The sequence below is a fragment of the Nonomuraea antimicrobica genome (genome assembly GCF_039536965.1).
Lineage (GTDB): Bacteria > Actinomycetota > Actinomycetes > Streptosporangiales > Streptosporangiaceae > Nonomuraea > Nonomuraea antimicrobica.
This window is the reverse complement of sequence record NZ_BAAAZP010000187.1, coordinates 106379-122354: the sequence shown is the minus strand read 5'-3', so window position 1 is coordinate 122354 and position 15976 is coordinate 106379. Positions and strand designations below refer to the sequence as shown.

18 protein-coding genes are annotated in these 15976 nt (G+C 70.5%); 6 read left to right on the top strand and 12 right to left on the bottom strand.

Features of this window, described 5'->3' with window-relative positions:
* Positions 1–11: 11 nt before the first annotated feature.
* From era to ABD844_RS42505, 8 genes are all read right to left on the bottom strand, one after another.
* Positions 12–920: a GTPase Era gene (gene era, locus ABD844_RS42540; RefSeq protein WP_425568746.1), complete on the bottom strand. Its 909-nt coding sequence runs from the start codon at positions 918–920 to the stop codon at positions 12–14.
* A gap of 18 nt (positions 921–938) precedes the next feature.
* Positions 939–1421, bottom strand: a complete 483-nt coding sequence (locus ABD844_RS42535) for an NUDIX domain-containing protein (protein WP_344891921.1) — start codon at positions 1419–1421, stop codon at positions 939–941.
* Between the two features lies 1 nt (position 1422).
* A complete protein-coding gene (locus ABD844_RS42530) occupies positions 1423–1734 on the bottom strand; it encodes a cytidine deaminase (RefSeq protein WP_344891918.1) in 312 nt (103 codons plus the stop codon).
* 9 nt (positions 1735–1743) lie between these two features.
* Positions 1744–2376, bottom strand: a complete 633-nt coding sequence (locus ABD844_RS42525) for a hypothetical protein (protein ID WP_344891915.1) — start codon at positions 2374–2376, stop codon at positions 1744–1746.
* A gap of 351 nt (positions 2377–2727) precedes the next feature.
* Complete coding sequence (locus tag ABD844_RS42520; protein WP_344891912.1) at positions 2728–4023, bottom strand: hemolysin family protein; 1296 nt, start codon at positions 4021–4023, stop codon at positions 2728–2730.
* A complete protein-coding gene (ybeY, locus tag ABD844_RS42515; protein WP_344891909.1) occupies positions 4020–4496 on the bottom strand; it encodes an rRNA maturation RNase YbeY in 477 nt (158 codons plus the stop codon). Before ybeY ends, ABD844_RS42520 begins: the two co-directional genes overlap by 4 nt.
* Positions 4493–5533, bottom strand: a complete 1041-nt coding sequence (locus ABD844_RS42510; RefSeq protein WP_344891906.1) for a PhoH family protein — start codon at positions 5531–5533, stop codon at positions 4493–4495. The genes ybeY and ABD844_RS42510 overlap by 4 nt, the downstream gene beginning before the upstream one ends.
* 175 nt (positions 5534–5708) lie before the next feature.
* Complete coding sequence (locus ABD844_RS42505) at positions 5709–6053, bottom strand: histidine triad nucleotide-binding protein (RefSeq protein ID WP_344891903.1); 345 nt, start codon at positions 6051–6053, stop codon at positions 5709–5711.
* 277 nt (positions 6054–6330) lie between these two features.
* On the opposite strand from ABD844_RS42505, the gene ABD844_RS42500 reads away from it, so the two are divergent.
* Together ABD844_RS42500 and ABD844_RS42495 are read left to right on the top strand one after the other, a co-directional pair.
* The gene (locus ABD844_RS42500; RefSeq protein WP_049573205.1) at positions 6331–6843 is read left to right on the top strand and encodes a SigE family RNA polymerase sigma factor; all 513 of its coding nucleotides are present in this window, start codon (positions 6331–6333) and stop codon (positions 6841–6843) included.
* The gene (locus ABD844_RS42495; protein WP_344891900.1) at positions 6840–7508 is read left to right on the top strand and encodes a hypothetical protein; all 669 of its coding nucleotides are present in this window, start codon (positions 6840–6842) and stop codon (positions 7506–7508) included. The genes ABD844_RS42500 and ABD844_RS42495 overlap by 4 nt, the downstream gene beginning before the upstream one ends.
* Before the next feature lie 4 nt (positions 7509–7512).
* Here ABD844_RS42495 and ABD844_RS42490 read toward each other — a convergent pair whose 3' ends face one another.
* From ABD844_RS42490 to hrcA, 3 genes are read right to left on the bottom strand one after another with little or no spacing between them, the layout of a single operon-like run.
* Positions 7513–8238, bottom strand: a complete 726-nt coding sequence (locus ABD844_RS42490) for a 16S rRNA (uracil(1498)-N(3))-methyltransferase (RefSeq protein ID WP_344891897.1) — start codon at positions 8236–8238, stop codon at positions 7513–7515.
* Positions 8235–9374 (bottom strand): molecular chaperone DnaJ, encoded by a 1140-nt coding sequence (dnaJ, locus tag ABD844_RS42485; RefSeq protein WP_344891894.1) that lies wholly within the window; start codon positions 9372–9374, stop codon positions 8235–8237. Before dnaJ ends, ABD844_RS42490 begins: the two co-directional genes overlap by 4 nt.
* Before the next feature lie 11 nt (positions 9375–9385).
* Entirely contained in the window at positions 9386–10399 is a 1014-nt protein-coding gene (gene hrcA / locus ABD844_RS42480) for a heat-inducible transcriptional repressor HrcA (RefSeq protein WP_344891891.1), read from the bottom strand.
* A 559-nt stretch (positions 10400–10958) separates the two neighbouring features.
* Between hrcA and ABD844_RS42475 the strand changes: the two genes are divergently transcribed.
* The 3 genes from ABD844_RS42475 to ABD844_RS42465 are packed head-to-tail and all read left to right on the top strand — an operon-like array spanning position 10959 to position 13311.
* Positions 10959–11447, top strand: coding sequence for a hypothetical protein (locus ABD844_RS42475; protein WP_344891888.1), 489 nt, complete (start codon positions 10959–10961; stop codon positions 11445–11447).
* Positions 11448–11464: 17 nt separating this feature from the next.
* Complete coding sequence (locus ABD844_RS42470) at positions 11465–12319, top strand: DUF3097 domain-containing protein (protein ID WP_344891885.1); 855 nt, start codon at positions 11465–11467, stop codon at positions 12317–12319.
* Positions 12316–13311 carry a DUF4870 domain-containing protein gene (locus ABD844_RS42465; RefSeq protein ID WP_344891882.1) on the top strand — a complete coding sequence of 332 codons (996 nt, stop codon included), beginning with the start codon at positions 12316–12318 and terminating at the stop codon, positions 13309–13311. The genes ABD844_RS42470 and ABD844_RS42465 overlap by 4 nt, the downstream gene beginning before the upstream one ends.
* An 11-nt stretch (positions 13312–13322) precedes the next feature.
* Here the strand turns inward: ABD844_RS42465 and hemW are convergent, their stop codons facing one another.
* Entirely contained in the window at positions 13323–14543 is a 1221-nt protein-coding gene (gene hemW / locus ABD844_RS42460) for a radical SAM family heme chaperone HemW (RefSeq protein ID WP_344891879.1), read from the bottom strand.
* Between the two features lie 173 nt (positions 14544–14716).
* On the opposite strand from hemW, the gene ABD844_RS42455 reads away from it, so the two are divergent.
* Positions 14717–15964 (top strand): glycoside hydrolase family 18 protein, encoded by a 1248-nt coding sequence (locus ABD844_RS42455; protein WP_344891875.1) that lies wholly within the window; start codon positions 14717–14719, stop codon positions 15962–15964.
* The last annotated feature ends 12 nt before the right edge of the window (positions 15965–15976 follow it).

The window sequence follows — 15976 nt, the reverse complement described above, 5'->3', positions numbered from 1 at the left end:
GGTCGCGCGGCTCAGTCGTAGAAGCCCAGCCGGCGCAGTTGCTTGGGATCGCGCTGCCAGTCCTTGGCGACACTGATGCGCAGATCGAGGTAGACCCGCGTGCCGAGCAGCGCCTCGATCTGCGCGCGGGCCTTGGTGCCCACCTCGCGCAGCCGCTCACCCTTGTGCCCGATGACGATCGCCTTCTGCGAGGGCCGCTCCACGAACATGTGGGCGTAGATGTCCAGCAGGTCGTCACGCCCCTCGCGGGGCAGCATCTCGTCGACGACCACGGCGATCGAGTGCGGCAGCTCGTCGCGTACGCCCTCCAGCGCCGCCTCCCTGATCAGCTCTCCCACCAGCACCTGCTCCGGCTCGTCGGTGAGCCGGCCGTCCTCGTAGAGCGGCGGCGACTCCGGCATGTGCTCGATCAGCACGTCGGCCAGCACGTCGAGCTGGTCGCCCGACTGCGCCGACACCGGCACGATCGCGGCGAACTCCGCCACCTGCGACACCGCCAGCAACTGCTCGGCGACCTGCTCCTTGCCGACCAGGTCGCACTTGGTCACCACGGCGACGACCGGCGTCTTGCGCACCGCCGACAGCTTGTCGGCGATGAACCGGTCGCCCTTGCCGATGGGCTCGTTGGCTGGCACGCAGAAGCCGATCGCGTCGACCTCGGTCAGCGTGGACAGCACCAGGCTGTCGAGCCGCTCGCCGAGCAGCGTGCGCGGCCGGTGCAGGCCGGGCGTGTCGACGATGACGAGCTGGGCGTCGGGACGGTGCACGATGCCCCTGATGACGCGCCGGGTCGTCTGCGGCTTGGACGAGGTGATCGCCACCTTCGTGCCGACCAGGGCGTTCATCAGCGTGGACTTGCCGACGTTCGGCCTCCCCACGAAACAGGCGAATCCGGCGCGATGGCTGTCTGGCGAAGTCACATAGTGCATTGTGGCCCATCAACGGTGGTGTTCACGCCACCACGCGTAGGCCAGGGGCGCCACGCCGGGCATCCACGTGGTGGTGTCGAGCGCGGGCAGCTCCGCCTCGGACGTCCACCGGACGTCGTTGATCTCCACCCCGTCGGGCTCCGGCCGCGGCGAGCCGGGGGCCAGCACGCAGCCGTAGGCCGTGATGACGTAGGCGACCTGGTGCCCGTTGGGGTAGAGCGTGCGGAACTCGGGGCCGCCGTACACGCCGATCAGGCCGCGTATCTCGATCTCGACGCCGAGCTCCTCCCGCAGCTCTCTGGCCACGGCCTCCTCGGGACGCTCGTCGGGGTCGACGCCGCCGCCGGGCGCGGCCCACAGGCCCACGTCGCCGTGCCGGGCCAGCAGCAACCGGCCGTCGTCGTCGAACACGAACGCGGACACCGACGGCAGCATGAGCAGCTCGGAGCCGATCAGCTCCCGCAACCTCGCCAGGAAGGGGGACATCGGCATGTCAGCCCCGCAGCGTGCCGTCGGGACCGGCCACGAGCAGCTTGCCCACGCCCAGCTCGGCGGCCACGGCCTCGTCGGCGGGGCTCGGGTCGCCCTCGCTCACCAGCGCCACCGCCTCCAGCGAGCGGGCGCCACCGGAGATCGCCATGGCCACCGCCACCTGCACCGCCGACAGCGTCAGCGCGGACAGGCCCACGTTCGTCGCGGAGTAGGTGCGGCCGGTCTCGTCGCGCACGGCCGCCCCTTCGGCGGAGCCGTTGCGCGCCCTGGCGGCCCGGGCCAGCGTGATGATCTTGCTGTCTTCAGGGTTCACGCAACCAGGTTAGGTGCTGACCATGGAAATGGCCGCCTCGACCACCTTCCTGGTACGAGCGGCGTCCACGTCGTTCATGCCCGTGTGCACGACCGACACCAGCGTGTCGCCGACCCGCGAGAGCACGACGTCCATCGCGTACGGGTAGCCGTTCAGCCGTCCGCGCATCCGCGCCCCCACGGCCTCGTCCCCGGCGTCGTCGACCTCGAACGGCTCCAGCCGCAGGTCCGTGCCGTTGGAGGTGTGGACGTGGCGGCAGTCGTCCATCGCCCCGGCGAGGTCGTCGAGGTGCCCGGCGGCCTCGTGGCCTGCGTACCTGGCCAGCCCCACCCCGGCCTGCTCCCCCAGCCCGTAGCCCTGGTAGCTGACGGCGGCCTGCGCGGTCAGCGACTGCCCTGGGGGCCGTCCGCCCGCGGGCTCCAGCATGGCCACGCAGTTCCGGTCCGCCTGCGCGAACGGCATCCGCCACGCCTGCTCCGGCCGTACGGTGAAGCCGTCGGGCAAGGGCGGCTCCTTGCTGAGCACCTCGCGCAACTGCGCCATGGCCTGCGCGTCGAGGAAGCTTCCCGCTCCCCCGCCGCCGCATCCCGCCAGGAGGCCGGTCAGCAGCGCGCAGGCGACGATCCCTGGTTTGCGGTTCATGATCCCCCCTGGACGGCAACCTCCCCCACCGACGAATGTGGCAATCCAGAGGAGTGTCCACCAATACGCAAAAAGGGTGCTCCCATCCGGATTTCCGGACGAGAACACCCTTTACGCCGACCAGCGTCACGACCTGCCAGGCCGGGACGCCGTCGTCCCCCCGGGGAACATCCTCGGGCCGCGAACCCCACCCGGCCCTCGGATGCCTCCCCCTATGACACCCACCGCACTGGATGTCGTGGTTAGAGAGTGCCGGAGGCGGCTTGCAGATGACTTGTAGAACGCTTGCGGCATCTACCCTCTTTGTCGGCAAGCGGCACCGCCCGGCCGTGGGTACCCGGGGTGACCTGGCTAGTCGTGTTCGGCGGCGGCCGGGACGGCCTCGTCCTCCGGCGGGATGACCCGTCTGACCACCACCGTGCTGATCCGGTTGCGGCGCCCCGCCAGGCTCTCCGCCGTCAGCGACAGACCGGCCACCTCCGCCTGCGACCCCGCGATCGGCACCCGGCCGAGCGCGTGCGCCAGCAGCCCGCCCACCGTCTCGACGTCGTCGACCTCGATCTCGGCGTCGAACAGCTCGGCCAGCTCGTCCACCGGCATGCGGGCCGTCACCCGCATCGCGCCGTCGGACATGGCCTCCACCCGGGGCGCCTCCTGGTCGTACTCGTCGGTGATCTCGCCGACGATCTCCTCCAGGACGTCCTCGATGGTGACGAGCCCGGCGGTGCCGCCGTACTCGTCGATGACGATGGCGATGTGGATCTGCCGGGCCTGCATCTCCCGCATGAGCTGGTCGATGGGCTTGCTCTCCGGCACGTACGCGGCCGAGCGCATGATCGACTCGACCGTCTCCTTGCCCCCGCCCTCGCCCGACTCGTGGATCTTGCGGGCGATGTCCTTGAGGTAGGCGATGCCGACGACGTCGTCCTCGTTCTCGCCCACGACCGGGATGCGGGAGAAGCCGCTGCGCAGCGCGAGCGACAGCGCCTGGCTGATCGTCTTGCCGCGCTCGATGTAGACCATGTCGGTACGCGGCACCATGACCTCGCGCACCAGCGTGTCGCCCAGCTCGAAGACCGAGTGGATCATCTCGCGCTCGTCGGGCTCGATCACCCTGCGCTCCTCGGCCAGGTCGACCAGGTCGCGCAGCTCGGCCTCGGAGGTGAACGGGCCGTCGCGGAAGCCCTTGCCGGGCGTCAGCGCGTTGCCGAGCAGGATGAGCAGCTTGGGCAGGGGGCCGAAGATGCGGGTCAGGCCGTACACGATGGGGGCGCCGGCCAGCGCGACCGGCTCCGCATGCTGGCGGCCCAGCGTACGGGGCATGACCCCGACCACCACGTAGCTGGTCAGGATCATCACGACCGCGGCCCAGACGTAGGCCCAGCCCTGGTCGTGCAAGAGGTCGATGAACAGCAGCGTCGCGATGACGGTGGCCACCAGCTCGCAGCTCAGCCGCAGCAGCAGGAGCAGGTTGAGGTAGCGGGGCGGATCGGTGACGATCGCCTGCAGCCGCGCCGAACCCCGCCGCGACTCACGTACGAACTCCTCGGCACGCACCCTGGAGATGCGCGTCAGTGCCGTTTCCGCGCTGGCGATCAGGCCACCGACGATCACGAGGGCGATGGCCAGCAACAACCAGGCGTTCACCGCGGGTTGCGCACCCCCTGCCACGACTCGAGGAGCCGGGACTGCAGTCCGAACATCTCCTTGTGCTCCTCCGGCTCGGCGTGGTCGTAGCCGAGCAGGTGGAGGATGCCGTGGGTGCACAGCAGGTCGAGCTCGTCGGCGGTGCTGTGCCCGGCCTCCTCCGCCTGCCTGGCGGCGACCTGCGGGCAGAGCACGACGTCGCCGAGCAGCGCGGGGTCGGCGGGGCCGTCGCCCTCACCGCGGGCGCCGCCGCCGGGACGCAGCTCGTCCATCGGGAACGCGAGCACGTCGGTCGGGCCCGGCTCCCCCATCCACTTCTCGTGCAGTTCGGCCATGGCGTCTTCGTCGACCACCACGACGGACAGCTCGGCGAGCGGGTTGATGCCCAGCTCGCCGAGCACGTGAGCGGCCAGGGCGGCGAGGTTCTCCTCGTCGACCCCCACGCCGGACTCGTTGTTGATCTCGATGCTCACGGTCGCCGCTTCCCCCGATGCTGGATCGACTTCGGCTCCAGGGCCGCCTGCGTGGCGTCGTAGCGCCCGTAGGCGTCGACGATCTCGCTGACCAGCTTGTGGCGGACCACGTCGGCGCTGGACAGGCGGGCGAAGTGGATGTCGGGGATGCCGTCGAGGATCTCCTGCACCACCCGCAGGCCGCTGACCGTGCCCGCGGGCAGGTCGACCTGCGTCACGTCGCCGGTCACCACGATCTTGGAGTTGAAGCCGAGCCGGGTGAGGAACATCTTCATCTGCTCGGCCGAGGAGTTCTGGGCCTCGTCGAGGATGATGAAGGCGTCGTTGAGCGTGCGCCCGCGCATGTACGCGAGCGGCGCGACCTCGATCGTGCCCGCGGCCATCAGCTTGGGGATCGAGTCGGGGTCGACCATGTCGTGCAGCGCGTCGTAGAGCGGTCGCAGGTAGGGGTCGATCTTCTCGTAGAGCGTGCCGGGCAGGAAGCCGAGCCGCTCGCCGGCCTCGACCGCCGGGCGGGTCAGGATGATGCGGTTGACCCGCTTTTCCTGCAGCGCGCGCACGGCCTTGGCCATCGCCAGATAGGTCTTGCCGGTGCCGGCCGGGCCGATGCCGAACACGACCGTGTGCTGGTCGATCGCGTCGACGTAGCGCTTCTGGTTGACGGTCTTGGGGCGGATCGTCCGGCCCCGCGAGGAGAGGATGTCGAGGGACAGCACCTCGGCGGGCCGGTCGGAGGTCATGCGGAGCATGGCGATGCTGCGCTCGACCGCGTCGGGGGTCAGCTCGCCACCACTGCGCAGGACCTCGACCAGCTCCTCGAAGAGCCGGACCACGGTGCCGCTCTCGTCGGGGCTGCCGGTGACGGTGATCTCGTTGCCACGTACGTGGATGTCGGCCCGGAAGGCACCCTCGATGACGCGTAGCAGCTCGTCGCGGGAGCCCAGGAGGCTGACCATCGGGTATTCGTCCGGTATCAGCACCTTCGCTTGAGTCCGCGAGGGAGGTGCTGTACGTCGGGATTCATGTAGTTCGGACATGGGCAGGCCAGCGGCCTGATGCCTCCCGGTCTCTTGCTGAGTTCTTCTCCGCCCATCGTATCCGGGAGCAGGCCGATTGCTCGCGCCAATATCACCGTGCCCGGTCGCCGGGACGGTTGTCAGGGGAGGCCGCCGAGCAGTGGTCAGGGCGGGTGTCAGGATGGCCGCCTGGCGGCTATCCGGGCGGCCACGTCAGATTGCGCCCACCGAGAACGTGGGCGTGCACGTGGAAGACCGTCTGGCCGGCGCCGGAGCCGGTGTTGAGGACGATCCGGTAACCGCCCTCGGCCACGCCGTCGAGCACGGCCACCTCGTGAGCGGTCTTGAGCACCTCGTCGGCGAGCCCGTCGTCGGCCGCCGCCAGCGCGGCCGCGTCGGTGTAGTGCGACTTCGGGACGACCAGCACGTGCGTGGGCGCCTGCGGGTTGGTGTCGCGGAACGCCAGAGCCCGGCCGGTTTCGTAAACGATCTCGGCGGGAATCTCCTTGGCGACGATTTTACAGAAGAGGCAATCGCTCACCTGATCACCCTACCGAGAGTCGGCCGCTGGGAAGTCCGTTGCGAATCGGTAATCACCTGTGTCGTGCGGAGGAAGATCCACACGGTTAGGGTGAGTGTGCGACACTTCAGCTAAAAAGACGATTCAGGGTCGGGCGAGCGCCACCTGGCGAGGACACGACTGGGTAATGCACCCTAACGAACCGGGGAAACCTCAAGAACCGGAAGAGCGTAAACCCTCTGGGAAGGCCGCGCGTCCCACTGATGTGACCACCGAAACCCTTCTGGCCGACAGGTCGATGGGGGCGGTGCCGGTCGGGTGGGATGCCGACATGGCCGTAACCGCGCTGTACAGCGCGCACTTCCGGTCGTTGGTGCGTCTCGCCGTGTTGCTGGTGCGCGACATGGCAACGGCTGAGGAAGTCGTGCAGGATGCGTTCGTCGCCATCCACGGCGCCTGGCGTAGACTGCGTGATCCCGACAAAGCACTCGCCTACCTGCGTCAATCTGTCGTCAACCGGTCCAGGTCCGTGCTGCGTCACCGCGCGGTCGTCGAGAAGTATGCTCCCAAGGGCCTGCCCGACGCCCCGAGCGCCGAGAACGGCGCGATCGGCGAGTTGGAACGCTCTGCCGTCATCGAGGCGTTACGCGCCCTGCCCACCCGCCAGAGAGAAGCACTCGTCCTTCGCTACTACGGTGATCTGTCCGAAGCTGAGATCGCCCACGCCATGGGCATCAGCAAGGGCGCGGTCAAGAGCCACACGGCACGTGGCATGGCCGCCCTGCGATCGGTCCTGGAGAAAATGTCATGACCCAGCCCCCCGACGAGCACGGCGAACGCCTGCGCCGTGCGCTCCGCGCGGAGGCGGACGCGGTCGTGCCCTCGCCGGACGGACTGGAGATCATCCGTGCCCGCATCGAGCGGCGTGGCGTGCGCAACCTGTTCTGGTGGCGTGCGGGGGCGGCCGCCGCCAGCGCGCTCCTGGTGGCGGGGGCGGTCGTGATGGCCGTTCCCGAGCTGCGCTCCCAGATCATCGACCGCATGTCCGTCCAGCCCGTGGACGACGAGTCCTCCAAGGCTCCGACCAACTCCTCGACCACCCGCTCCCTGCCGCCGCCGTCGGAGGAGCCCGCCCCGGTGCCGTCGCATCCGGTCGTGATCCCCGAGACCTCGGCGCCCGCCTCCCAGAAGCCCTCGCACAAGGCCGACTCGACCAGCAGGCCGTCACCGTCGCCCACCCCGACCCCGACCCCCACCACGACCGAGTGCCCCACGCCGCTCGCCGAGCCGCAGCCCGAGCCGCCGTCCGACTGCCCCTCGCTCTCGCCCTCTCCGACGCCCACGGCCGTGGAGACGACCGTGCAGCCGTCGCCGTGCCCGCCGGAGGAGTGCCCACCGGCCGACGAGGTGACCGAGCCACCGGTCGCCGACGGCGGGGTCACCCCGTTGCTCGACACCGACCAGACGACGCCCTAGCGGCTCACCAGCGTCCCGTACGGCTCAGCAGCACGGCCGCCGCCGCCACCCCCGCCGTGGACGTCCGCAGGACCGTCGACCCCAGCAGCACCGGCGCCGCCTTGGCCGCCATGAACCGGGCCAGTTCCTCCTCCGAGACCCCGCCCTCAGGACCCACCACCACCACGATGTCGCCGCCCGCGGGAAGCGCCACCCCGGACAGCGGCTCGGCCGACTCCTCGTGCAGCACCAGCCCCAGCGCCGCCTCCGACAGCAGCCGCTCCACCTGCCCGGTCGAGGCCGGCTCGGCCACCTCGGGCAGATGGAACCTGCGGGCCTGCTTGCCGGCCTCGCGGGCCGTGGAACGCCACCGGCCCAGCGCCTTGGCGACCTTGTCGCCCTTCCACTGGGTGATGCTGCGCGCGGCCGACCACGGCACGATCACGTCGACGCCGGCCTCGGTCATCATCTCGACGGCCAGCTCGCCCCTGTCGCCCTTGGGCAGACCCTGGACGACCACGAGCCGGGGCCTTGGCGCCTCGACGTCGTAGCGGCTCAGCACGTCGAGGCGGAGCGCGTCTTTCAGCGTCTCGCGCACGACGCACTCGGCGACCGCTCCGGCCCCGTCGGTCAGATCGACCCGCTCACCGGCCCGCAGGCGGCGTACGGCGGCGGCGTGCCGCCCCTCGGGGCCGCCGAGCGTCAACTCGGGGCCGTCGAGGTCGTGGGACAGGAAGACCGGTGTGGTCACCGGCCGTTGAAGGCGTCGCGCAGCCGGGAGAAGAAGCCCTGCTGCCCCGGGGCGAACTTGCCCGGCGGCCGCTCCTCGCCCCGCAACCTGGACAGCTCGCGCAGCAGCTCCTCCTGCGCGAGGTCGAGGCGGCTCGGCGTCTCGACGTTGACGTGGATCAGCAGGTCGCCCCGGCCCGACTCGTTGAGCCGCTGCACGCCCCGCCCGTACATGGTGATGACCTGGCCGGACTGCGTGCCGGGCCGGACGTCGATCTCCTCGGCGCCGTCGAGCGTCTCCACGGTCAGCACGGTGCCGAGGGCGGCGGCGGTCATCGGGATCTGCACGGTGCAGTGCAGGTCGTCGCCGCGGCGTTCGTAGATCTCGTGGGCCCGCTCGACGATCTCGAGGAACAGGTCTCCGGGCGGGCCGCCGCCGGGGCCGACCTCGCCCTCGCCGGCGAGCTGGATGTGGGTGCCGTCCTCGACGCCCGCGGGGATGCGGACCTTGATCGTGCGGCGGGTGCGCACCCGGCCGTCGCCGGAGCACTCCTGGCAGGGGTGGCGGATGATCGAGCCGAACCCGCCGCACTGCGGGCACGGCCGCGAGGTCATGACCTGGCCCAGGAACGAGCGGGTGACCTGGGAGATCTCACCGCGCCCGTTGCACATGTCGCAGGTGTCGGGATGGGTGCCCGCCGCCGCTCCGGCACCGTGGCACACCTCGCAGAGCACGGCCGTGTCGACGACCAGCTCGCGCGTGGTGCCGAACGCCGTCTCACGCAGGTCGAGCTCCACCCGGATCGTGGCGTTGCGCCCCCTGCGGGCGCGCGAGCGTGGCCCGCGGGCGCCGCTCGCCGTGCCGAAGAAGGCGTCCATGATGTCGCTGAACGGGAAGCCCGCCCCGAACCCGCCGGCGCCCGCGCCCGCACCGGCGCCGCCGAAGGGGTCGCCGCCCAGGTCGTACATCTGGCGCTTGTTCGGGTCGGACAGCACCTCGTAAGCCTGCGTGATCTCCTTGAACCGCTCTTGGGTCTCAGGATCGGGGTTCACGTCGGGGTGCAGCTCGCGGGCGAGTCGGCGGTAGGCCTTCTTGATCTCGTCCTGACTTGCGTCACGGCGCACCCCGAGGGTGGCGTAGTAGTCGCTGTTTGCCACTTATCGACCTCTTATGATGCAGCCAGGATCTGGCTGACGTAGCGTGCCACCGCGCGTACGGCGCCCATCGTCACGGGATAGTCCATCCTCGTCGGCCCCAGCACGCCGAGCCGGGCGAGTTGGTTGTCGCCAGAACCGTATCCCGTCGCGACGACGGATGTGCCGCGCAGGTAGGGGTTTTCCGAGCCGATACGCACGGTGAGCGCGGACGGGGTGTCTGAGGAAGTCTCGCCGAGCAGCCGCATCAGCACCACCTGCTCCTCCAGCGCCTCCAGGACGTCGCGCAGGCCGATGGTGAAGTCGGCGCCGGCGAGGTTGGCCGCCCCGGCGAACACGATCTTCTCGTCGTGCCGCTCGACCAGCGTTTCGAGCAGCACCGACAGGATCGTGGCGACGGCGGGCCGATCTTCGGCAGGCAGCCGCTCCGGCAGGTCGGCGACCAGCTCGGGCACACTGCTCAGGCCGCAGCCGTCGAGACAGGCGTTGAGCACGGCGCGCAGGTGGGCGATCCGCGCGTCCTCCACCACTTCGGGCAGCTCGACGGCGCGCTGCTCGACGCGGCCGGTGTTGGTGATCAGCACGAGCATGACCCGCCGGTCACTCAGCGGGACCAGCTCGACATGCCTGACGGTCGAACGGGTGAGCGTCGGGTATTGCACGACGGCCACCTGCCGGGTGAGCTGCGCCAGCAGGCGCACCGTGCGGGTGACCACGTCGTCGAGGTCGACCGCACCGGCGAGGAACGTCTCGATCGCCCGGCGCTCGGCCCCCGACAGGGGCTTGACCTGCGAGAGCCGGTCGACGAACAGCCGATAGCCCTTGTCGGTCGGCACCCGCCCCGCGCTGGTGTGAGGCTGGGTGATGTATCCCTCGTCCTCCAGCGCGGCCATGTCGTTCCTGACCGTCGCAGGGGAGACCTTCAGGTTGTGGCGCTCGGCCAGCGCCTTGGAGCCCACCGGTTCGTTGGTGGACACGTAGTCTTCGACAATGGCGCGGAGCACCGCCAGCTTTCGATCGTCGAGCACGTGCTCACCTCCTGCCTCTTGTCTTTATCAGGAACGAGGTGTCTAGCACTCTGTGTTCCTGAGTGCCAAGTGTACGGCTCTCGCCCACAAGGTGCGATAACACCGCGTCCCCTCCTGGTCTGGCTTCTTGCGAGCGACAGGCCTCACACTTGCCCACATGACCGACGAATCCCAGCCCCCGTCGTACGGCCCGCCGCCAGGGCAGGGTCCCTACCACGGTCAACCACGACCGCCTCAGTACGGCCCGCAGCCCGGCTCCCAGCCCGGCCCGCCATCAGGCCCACAGCCAGGCCCACAGCCAGGCCCACAACCAGGGCAACAGCCGGGTCCGCCGCCCGGGTACGGCCAGCCGTCACCTTTCGGACAAATGCCACCTTTCGGACAACAGCCCCAATCGCCACAATTCGGACAGGCGCCACCTCCGTTAGGTGAGCCGGCCCCGTTCGGCCCGCCACCTCAGTACGGACAATACGGCCAACAAGCCCAATTTCCACCGCCAATATCTTCCAAAGCCATAAAACCCAGCCTGTGGTGGCTGGCCGGCGCCTGGGGCGTGTTCGTGGTGTGCCTCGCGGCCGGGGTGGCGCTCTTCGTCGGCGGCGTGGCCGACGCGGGCCCGACCCGTACGTTCGCGTCCGGCGAAAGCGTCACCGTACCCGTCGACCCGGCCGAGAAGCCCGGCGTGTACATCGCCAGCGACACCCAGGTCAGCTACGACTGCGCCATCACCGGCGGCCCAGGACAGGCCAGGCTCGCCAAGACCACCGGCACCCAGACGGTCACGACCGGGGGCGCGGTGTGGGAGCAGTTCCTGGTGATCAACGCACCGGCCAAGGGCGACTACCAGCTCACCTGCGTCAACCAGGAACAGGCCACCGTGCGCTACGGCGTGGGCCCCGACGCCATGTCGGCCGTGGGCGGCGTCGCCGGCGGGCTGGTCGCCCTGATCGCGATCCCGGTAGCAGGGCTGCTCGCCGCGGTCGCCGGCACGATCGTCGTCCTGGTCCGCCGCGGCGGCGCGCGTAAGCGCCTTGCGGTCGGTGGGTGATTTGCTACGGTCCCCGTGTGTACGAGGGCGATGTGCTGGCGGGAAATTGGCGGCGGCCGGGCAAGGGGAAGATCCCGAAGGTGCCCGCCGAGCCGGACCTCGTCGTGGAGGACGCCGACAGCGGCTTCTGCGGCGCCGTGGTGGCCTGTGACAAGGAGGCCGTCACGCTGGAAGACCGGTTCGGCAAACGCCGGCTGTTCCCGCTCGCGCCCGCCGCGTTCCTGCTGGAGGGCAGGCCCGTGACCCTGGTACGCCCCACGGCGTCCACCGCTGGGTCCACCGCTGGGTCCACCGCTGGGTCCACCGCTGGGGCCCCCGCCGGGCCCAGGCGCAGCGCGTCGGGCTCGATCGCCGTGGAGGGGCTGCGGGCCAGGGTGGCCAGGCAGAGCCGGATCTACGTGGAGGGCGTGCACGACGCCGCCCTCGTGGAGCGGATCTGGGGGCACGACCTGCGGGTCGAGGGGGTGGTCGTCGAATACCTCGAAGGGGTCGACGACCTGCCGGCCATCGTCGCGGAGTTCGGGCCCGAGCCGGGGCGACGGCTGGGCGTACTGGTCGACCACCTGGTGCCCGGTTCCAAGGAGAGCCGGATCGCCGCCGAGATCACCTCGCCGGACGTGCTGGTGGTGGGGCATCCGTTCGTCGACATCTGGCAGGCGGTCAAGCCGTCGGTGCTGCGCATCCCCGCGTGGCCCGACGTACCACGCGGGGTGCCGTGGAAGGAGGGCGTGATCGCCGCCCTGGGCTGGCGCATGGAGCCCGCGCAGGCGTGGCGGCGGATCCTCGGCGCCGTCTCGACGTACACGGACCTGGAGCCGGAGTTGCTCGGCCGGGTCGAGGAGCTGATCGACTTCGTTACGGAGGCACCATGAGCCAGGACCCGTCCCAGAGCCAGGACCCGCCCCAGCCGCCGCCCGACGACGACGCCACGCGCAGCGTCTCCCCGTCGGACCTCCCACCTGCCCCGTCCTCCGGCCCTCAGCAGCCGGGCTACGGGGACGACGCCACCCGCAAGGTCTCCCGATCGGACCTCCCGCCACCCTCGCCCTCCGGCCCGCAGCAGCCCGCCCACGCCGAGCCCGGCCCGTACGGCCAGCCAGACGGCTACGCCCAGCCCTCTTACGAGCAACCCGGCGCGTACGGCCAGCCTGCTTACGGCCAGCCGGGCAACGACCAGCCGGGGCACGGCCAATCAGCCCCGCACGGCCAGACCCCCTACGGCCAGTCCGGCCCGCACGGCCAGACCCCCTACGCCCAGCAGGCTCCCTACGGCCAGCAGGCCCCGTACGCTCAGCAGGCCCCTTACGGCCAGCAGGTCCCCTACGGGCAGCAGCCCGAGTCGGCCCCCGGCTACGGCCAGCAGCCGCCGTCCGGCCACGGTCAGCAACCGCCCTCCGGCTACGGTCAGCAGCCGCCCGCCGGCTACGGCCACCCCGGCGCATACCCGCCCCCGCCTCCCGGATACGGCCCCGCCCAGCACCAGGCCCCCCAGGGCTACGGCCGCCCCCAGGAGCCGTACGTCCCCGGCAGGTTCGGCCCCCGCCCCGGCACCGACGACACCACCATGGCGATGTTGTCGCACCTCCTGGGCCTGCTGGTCTCCTGGATCGGCCCGCTGATCATCTATCTGATGAAGAAGGACGAGTCCCCCTACGTCAGAGACCAGGCGGCGGAGGCGCTCAACTTCCAGATCACCATGTTCATCGGCTACGTCGTCTCCGGGATCCTGATGGTCGCCTTCATCGGCTTCATCCTGTTTCCCGCCGTCTGGATCATGTCACTGGTCTTCCACATCATGGCCGCGATCGCCACGAACAAGGGCGAGCGCTACCGCTACCCGCTGTCCATCCGCATGATCACCTGAGGCGGTGCCGGTCAGACCAGCAGGTCCCGGATGAGGGCGTCGGCCAGCAGCCGCCCCTGAAGGGTCAGCACCATGAGACCGGCCTTGAACGGCTCGGGCTCTAGCAGCCCGCGCGCCAGGGCACTCGCGACCGTCGCGCGGGCGGCGGGCGCCACCTCGGCCAGCGGGTAGCCCGAGATCAGCCGCAGCTCCAGCATCAGCCGCTCGGCGTCGCGGTCGTCCTGGCCGAGCACCTCGCGGGCGTGCGCGGGCGAGTCTCCGGCGGCCAGGCGCTGGGCGTAGGCGGCCGGGTGTTTGACGTTCCACCAGCGGGTGCCGCCGACGTGGCTGTGGGCCCCCGGCCCGGCGGCCCACCAGTCGCCGCCGGTCCAGTAGAGCAGGTTGTGGCGGCAGCGCGCCCGGTCGGTGAGTGCCCAGTTGGACACCTCGTACCAGCCATATCCGGCACCGGCCAGCAGTTCGTCGGCGATCAGGTAGCGGTCGGCGGCCACATCGTCGTCGGGCATCGGCAGCTCCCCGCGCCGGATGCGGGCCGCCAGCCTGGTGCCCGCCTCGACGATCAGCGAGTACGCCGACACGTGGTCGGGCCCGGCCTCGATGGCCGCCGACAGCGAGGCCCGCCAGTCGTCGTCGGACTCGCCCGGCGTGCTGTAGATCAGGTCGAGGTTGACGTGCTCGAACCCGGCCTCCCGCGCCTCGCGGACGGCCTGCGCGGCCCGCCCGGGGGTGTGCCGCCGGTCGAGCACCTGGAGCACGTGCTCGCGGACGCTCTGCATGCCGAAGCTGATCCGGTTGAAGCCGCCGTGGCGCAGCTTCTCCAGCGAGGACGGGTCGACCGACTCGGGGTTGGCCTCCGTGGTGACCTCGGCCCCCGGCGTCAGCCCGAACTCGGAGTCGATCGCGGCCAGGATCCTGGCCAGGTCTTCAGGAGGCAGCAGGGTGGGCGTGCCGCCGCCGAAGAACACCGTCTCCACCGGCAGGTCGGCCGTGCCCAGGACGCGGCGCGCGAGGCGCACCTCCTCGACCACCGTGTCGGCGTAGTCGCGGTGCGAGGCGCCTGGCCCCAGCTCGGCGGCGGTGTAGGTGTTGAAGTCGCAGTAGCCGCAGCGCGTCACGCAGAAGGGCACGTGCACGTAGAAGCCGAACGGGCGCTCGCCGAGACCGCTCAGGGCGCTGTCGGGCAGCTCGCCGGAGGTGGGCACGGGATCGCCGTCGGGCAGGGTGGATGGCACGCTTCCAGTCTGCCCGGCCCACGGGAGTGTCTGGTCCGCCGGGCGTCGCACGGGGCTTGTGACCCTGGACGAGATCGTGCGGATCGTTGACGGTCGCGGGGAGCGGCTCTACGATCACGTCAATCTTATAGGAAAGTTTCCTATATAAGAGCCCAGTTCCCGGGAGCCGCTCCGTGAAGAAGAAGATCCTGTTCGCACTGTCGCTCTTACTCGGCCTCACGGTGGTCTCCGTGCCCGCCGAGGCCCGTACCGACTTCAAGCGGGTCGCGTACTTCATCCAATGGGGTGTCTACGGGCGCAACTACCACGTCAAGGACCTCGACACCACCGGCGCCGCGGCCAAGCTCACGCACGTGAACTACGCGTTCGGCTTCGTCAACGCGGAAAGCGGCTGCTACTCCTCCGACCCGTGGGCGGACTGGCAGCGTCCGGTGCCGGCGGAGCAGAGCGTGGACGGCGTCGCGGACGCACCGGGCCAGGCGCTCAACGGCAACCTCAACCAGCTACGCAAGCTCAAGGCCAAGCACCCCGGGCTCAAGGTGATGATCTCGCTGGGCGGCTGGACGGGCTCGAAGTACTTCTCCGACGCCGTTCTCACCCCCGAGTCGCGCGCCGCGCTCGCGACCTCCTGCATCGACCTGTGGCTGCGCGGCAACCTGCCGGGGCTGGAGCCGGGCGCGGGAGCCGGCGTGTTCGACGGGATCGACCTCGACTGGGAGTGGCCGGGGTCGTCCGGGGCCGAGGGCAACGTGATCAGGCCCGAGGACAAGCAGAACTTCACGCTGTTCGTGCGGGAGCTGCGGTCGCAGCTCAGGGCGTTCTCGTCGCGGGCGCAGCTCTCGGCCTTCCTGCCCGCCGCGGCGGCCAAGATCGACGCCGGCTTCGAGGTACGCGAGGTCTTCAAGCAGCTCGACTTCGCCACCCTCCAGGGCTACGACCTGCACGGCACCTGGGAGCCGCAGACCGGGCACAACGGCAACCTGTTCAACGACCGCAGGGACCCGAACCCCGTGAAGTACAGCGTGGACCAGACCGTCCGCGACTTCCTCTCGCGCGGGGCGCCCGCCCGCAAGCTCGTGGTCGGCGTGCCCGCGTACGGCCAGGGCTGGACGGGCGTCACCGGCGGCGGGGACGGCCTCTACAAGCCCGCCACCGGACCGGCCCCCGGCAAGTGGGCGGCGGGCGCCGAGGACTACAAGGACCTGGTGGCCAAGCCCGGCAAGCGCTACCGCGACCTGCGCACCGGGGCCATGTGGCTCTACGACGGGAACGAGTTCTGGTCGTACGACGACCCGGCGGTGATGCTGCAGAAGGCCGCCTACATCCGGCTCAAGGGGCTCGGCGGCGCCATGATGTGGTCCATCGACCAGGACGACTCGCGCGCCTCACTCACCTCAGCCCTGTATTCGGTCCTTCGCTGACACCTCGCGCCG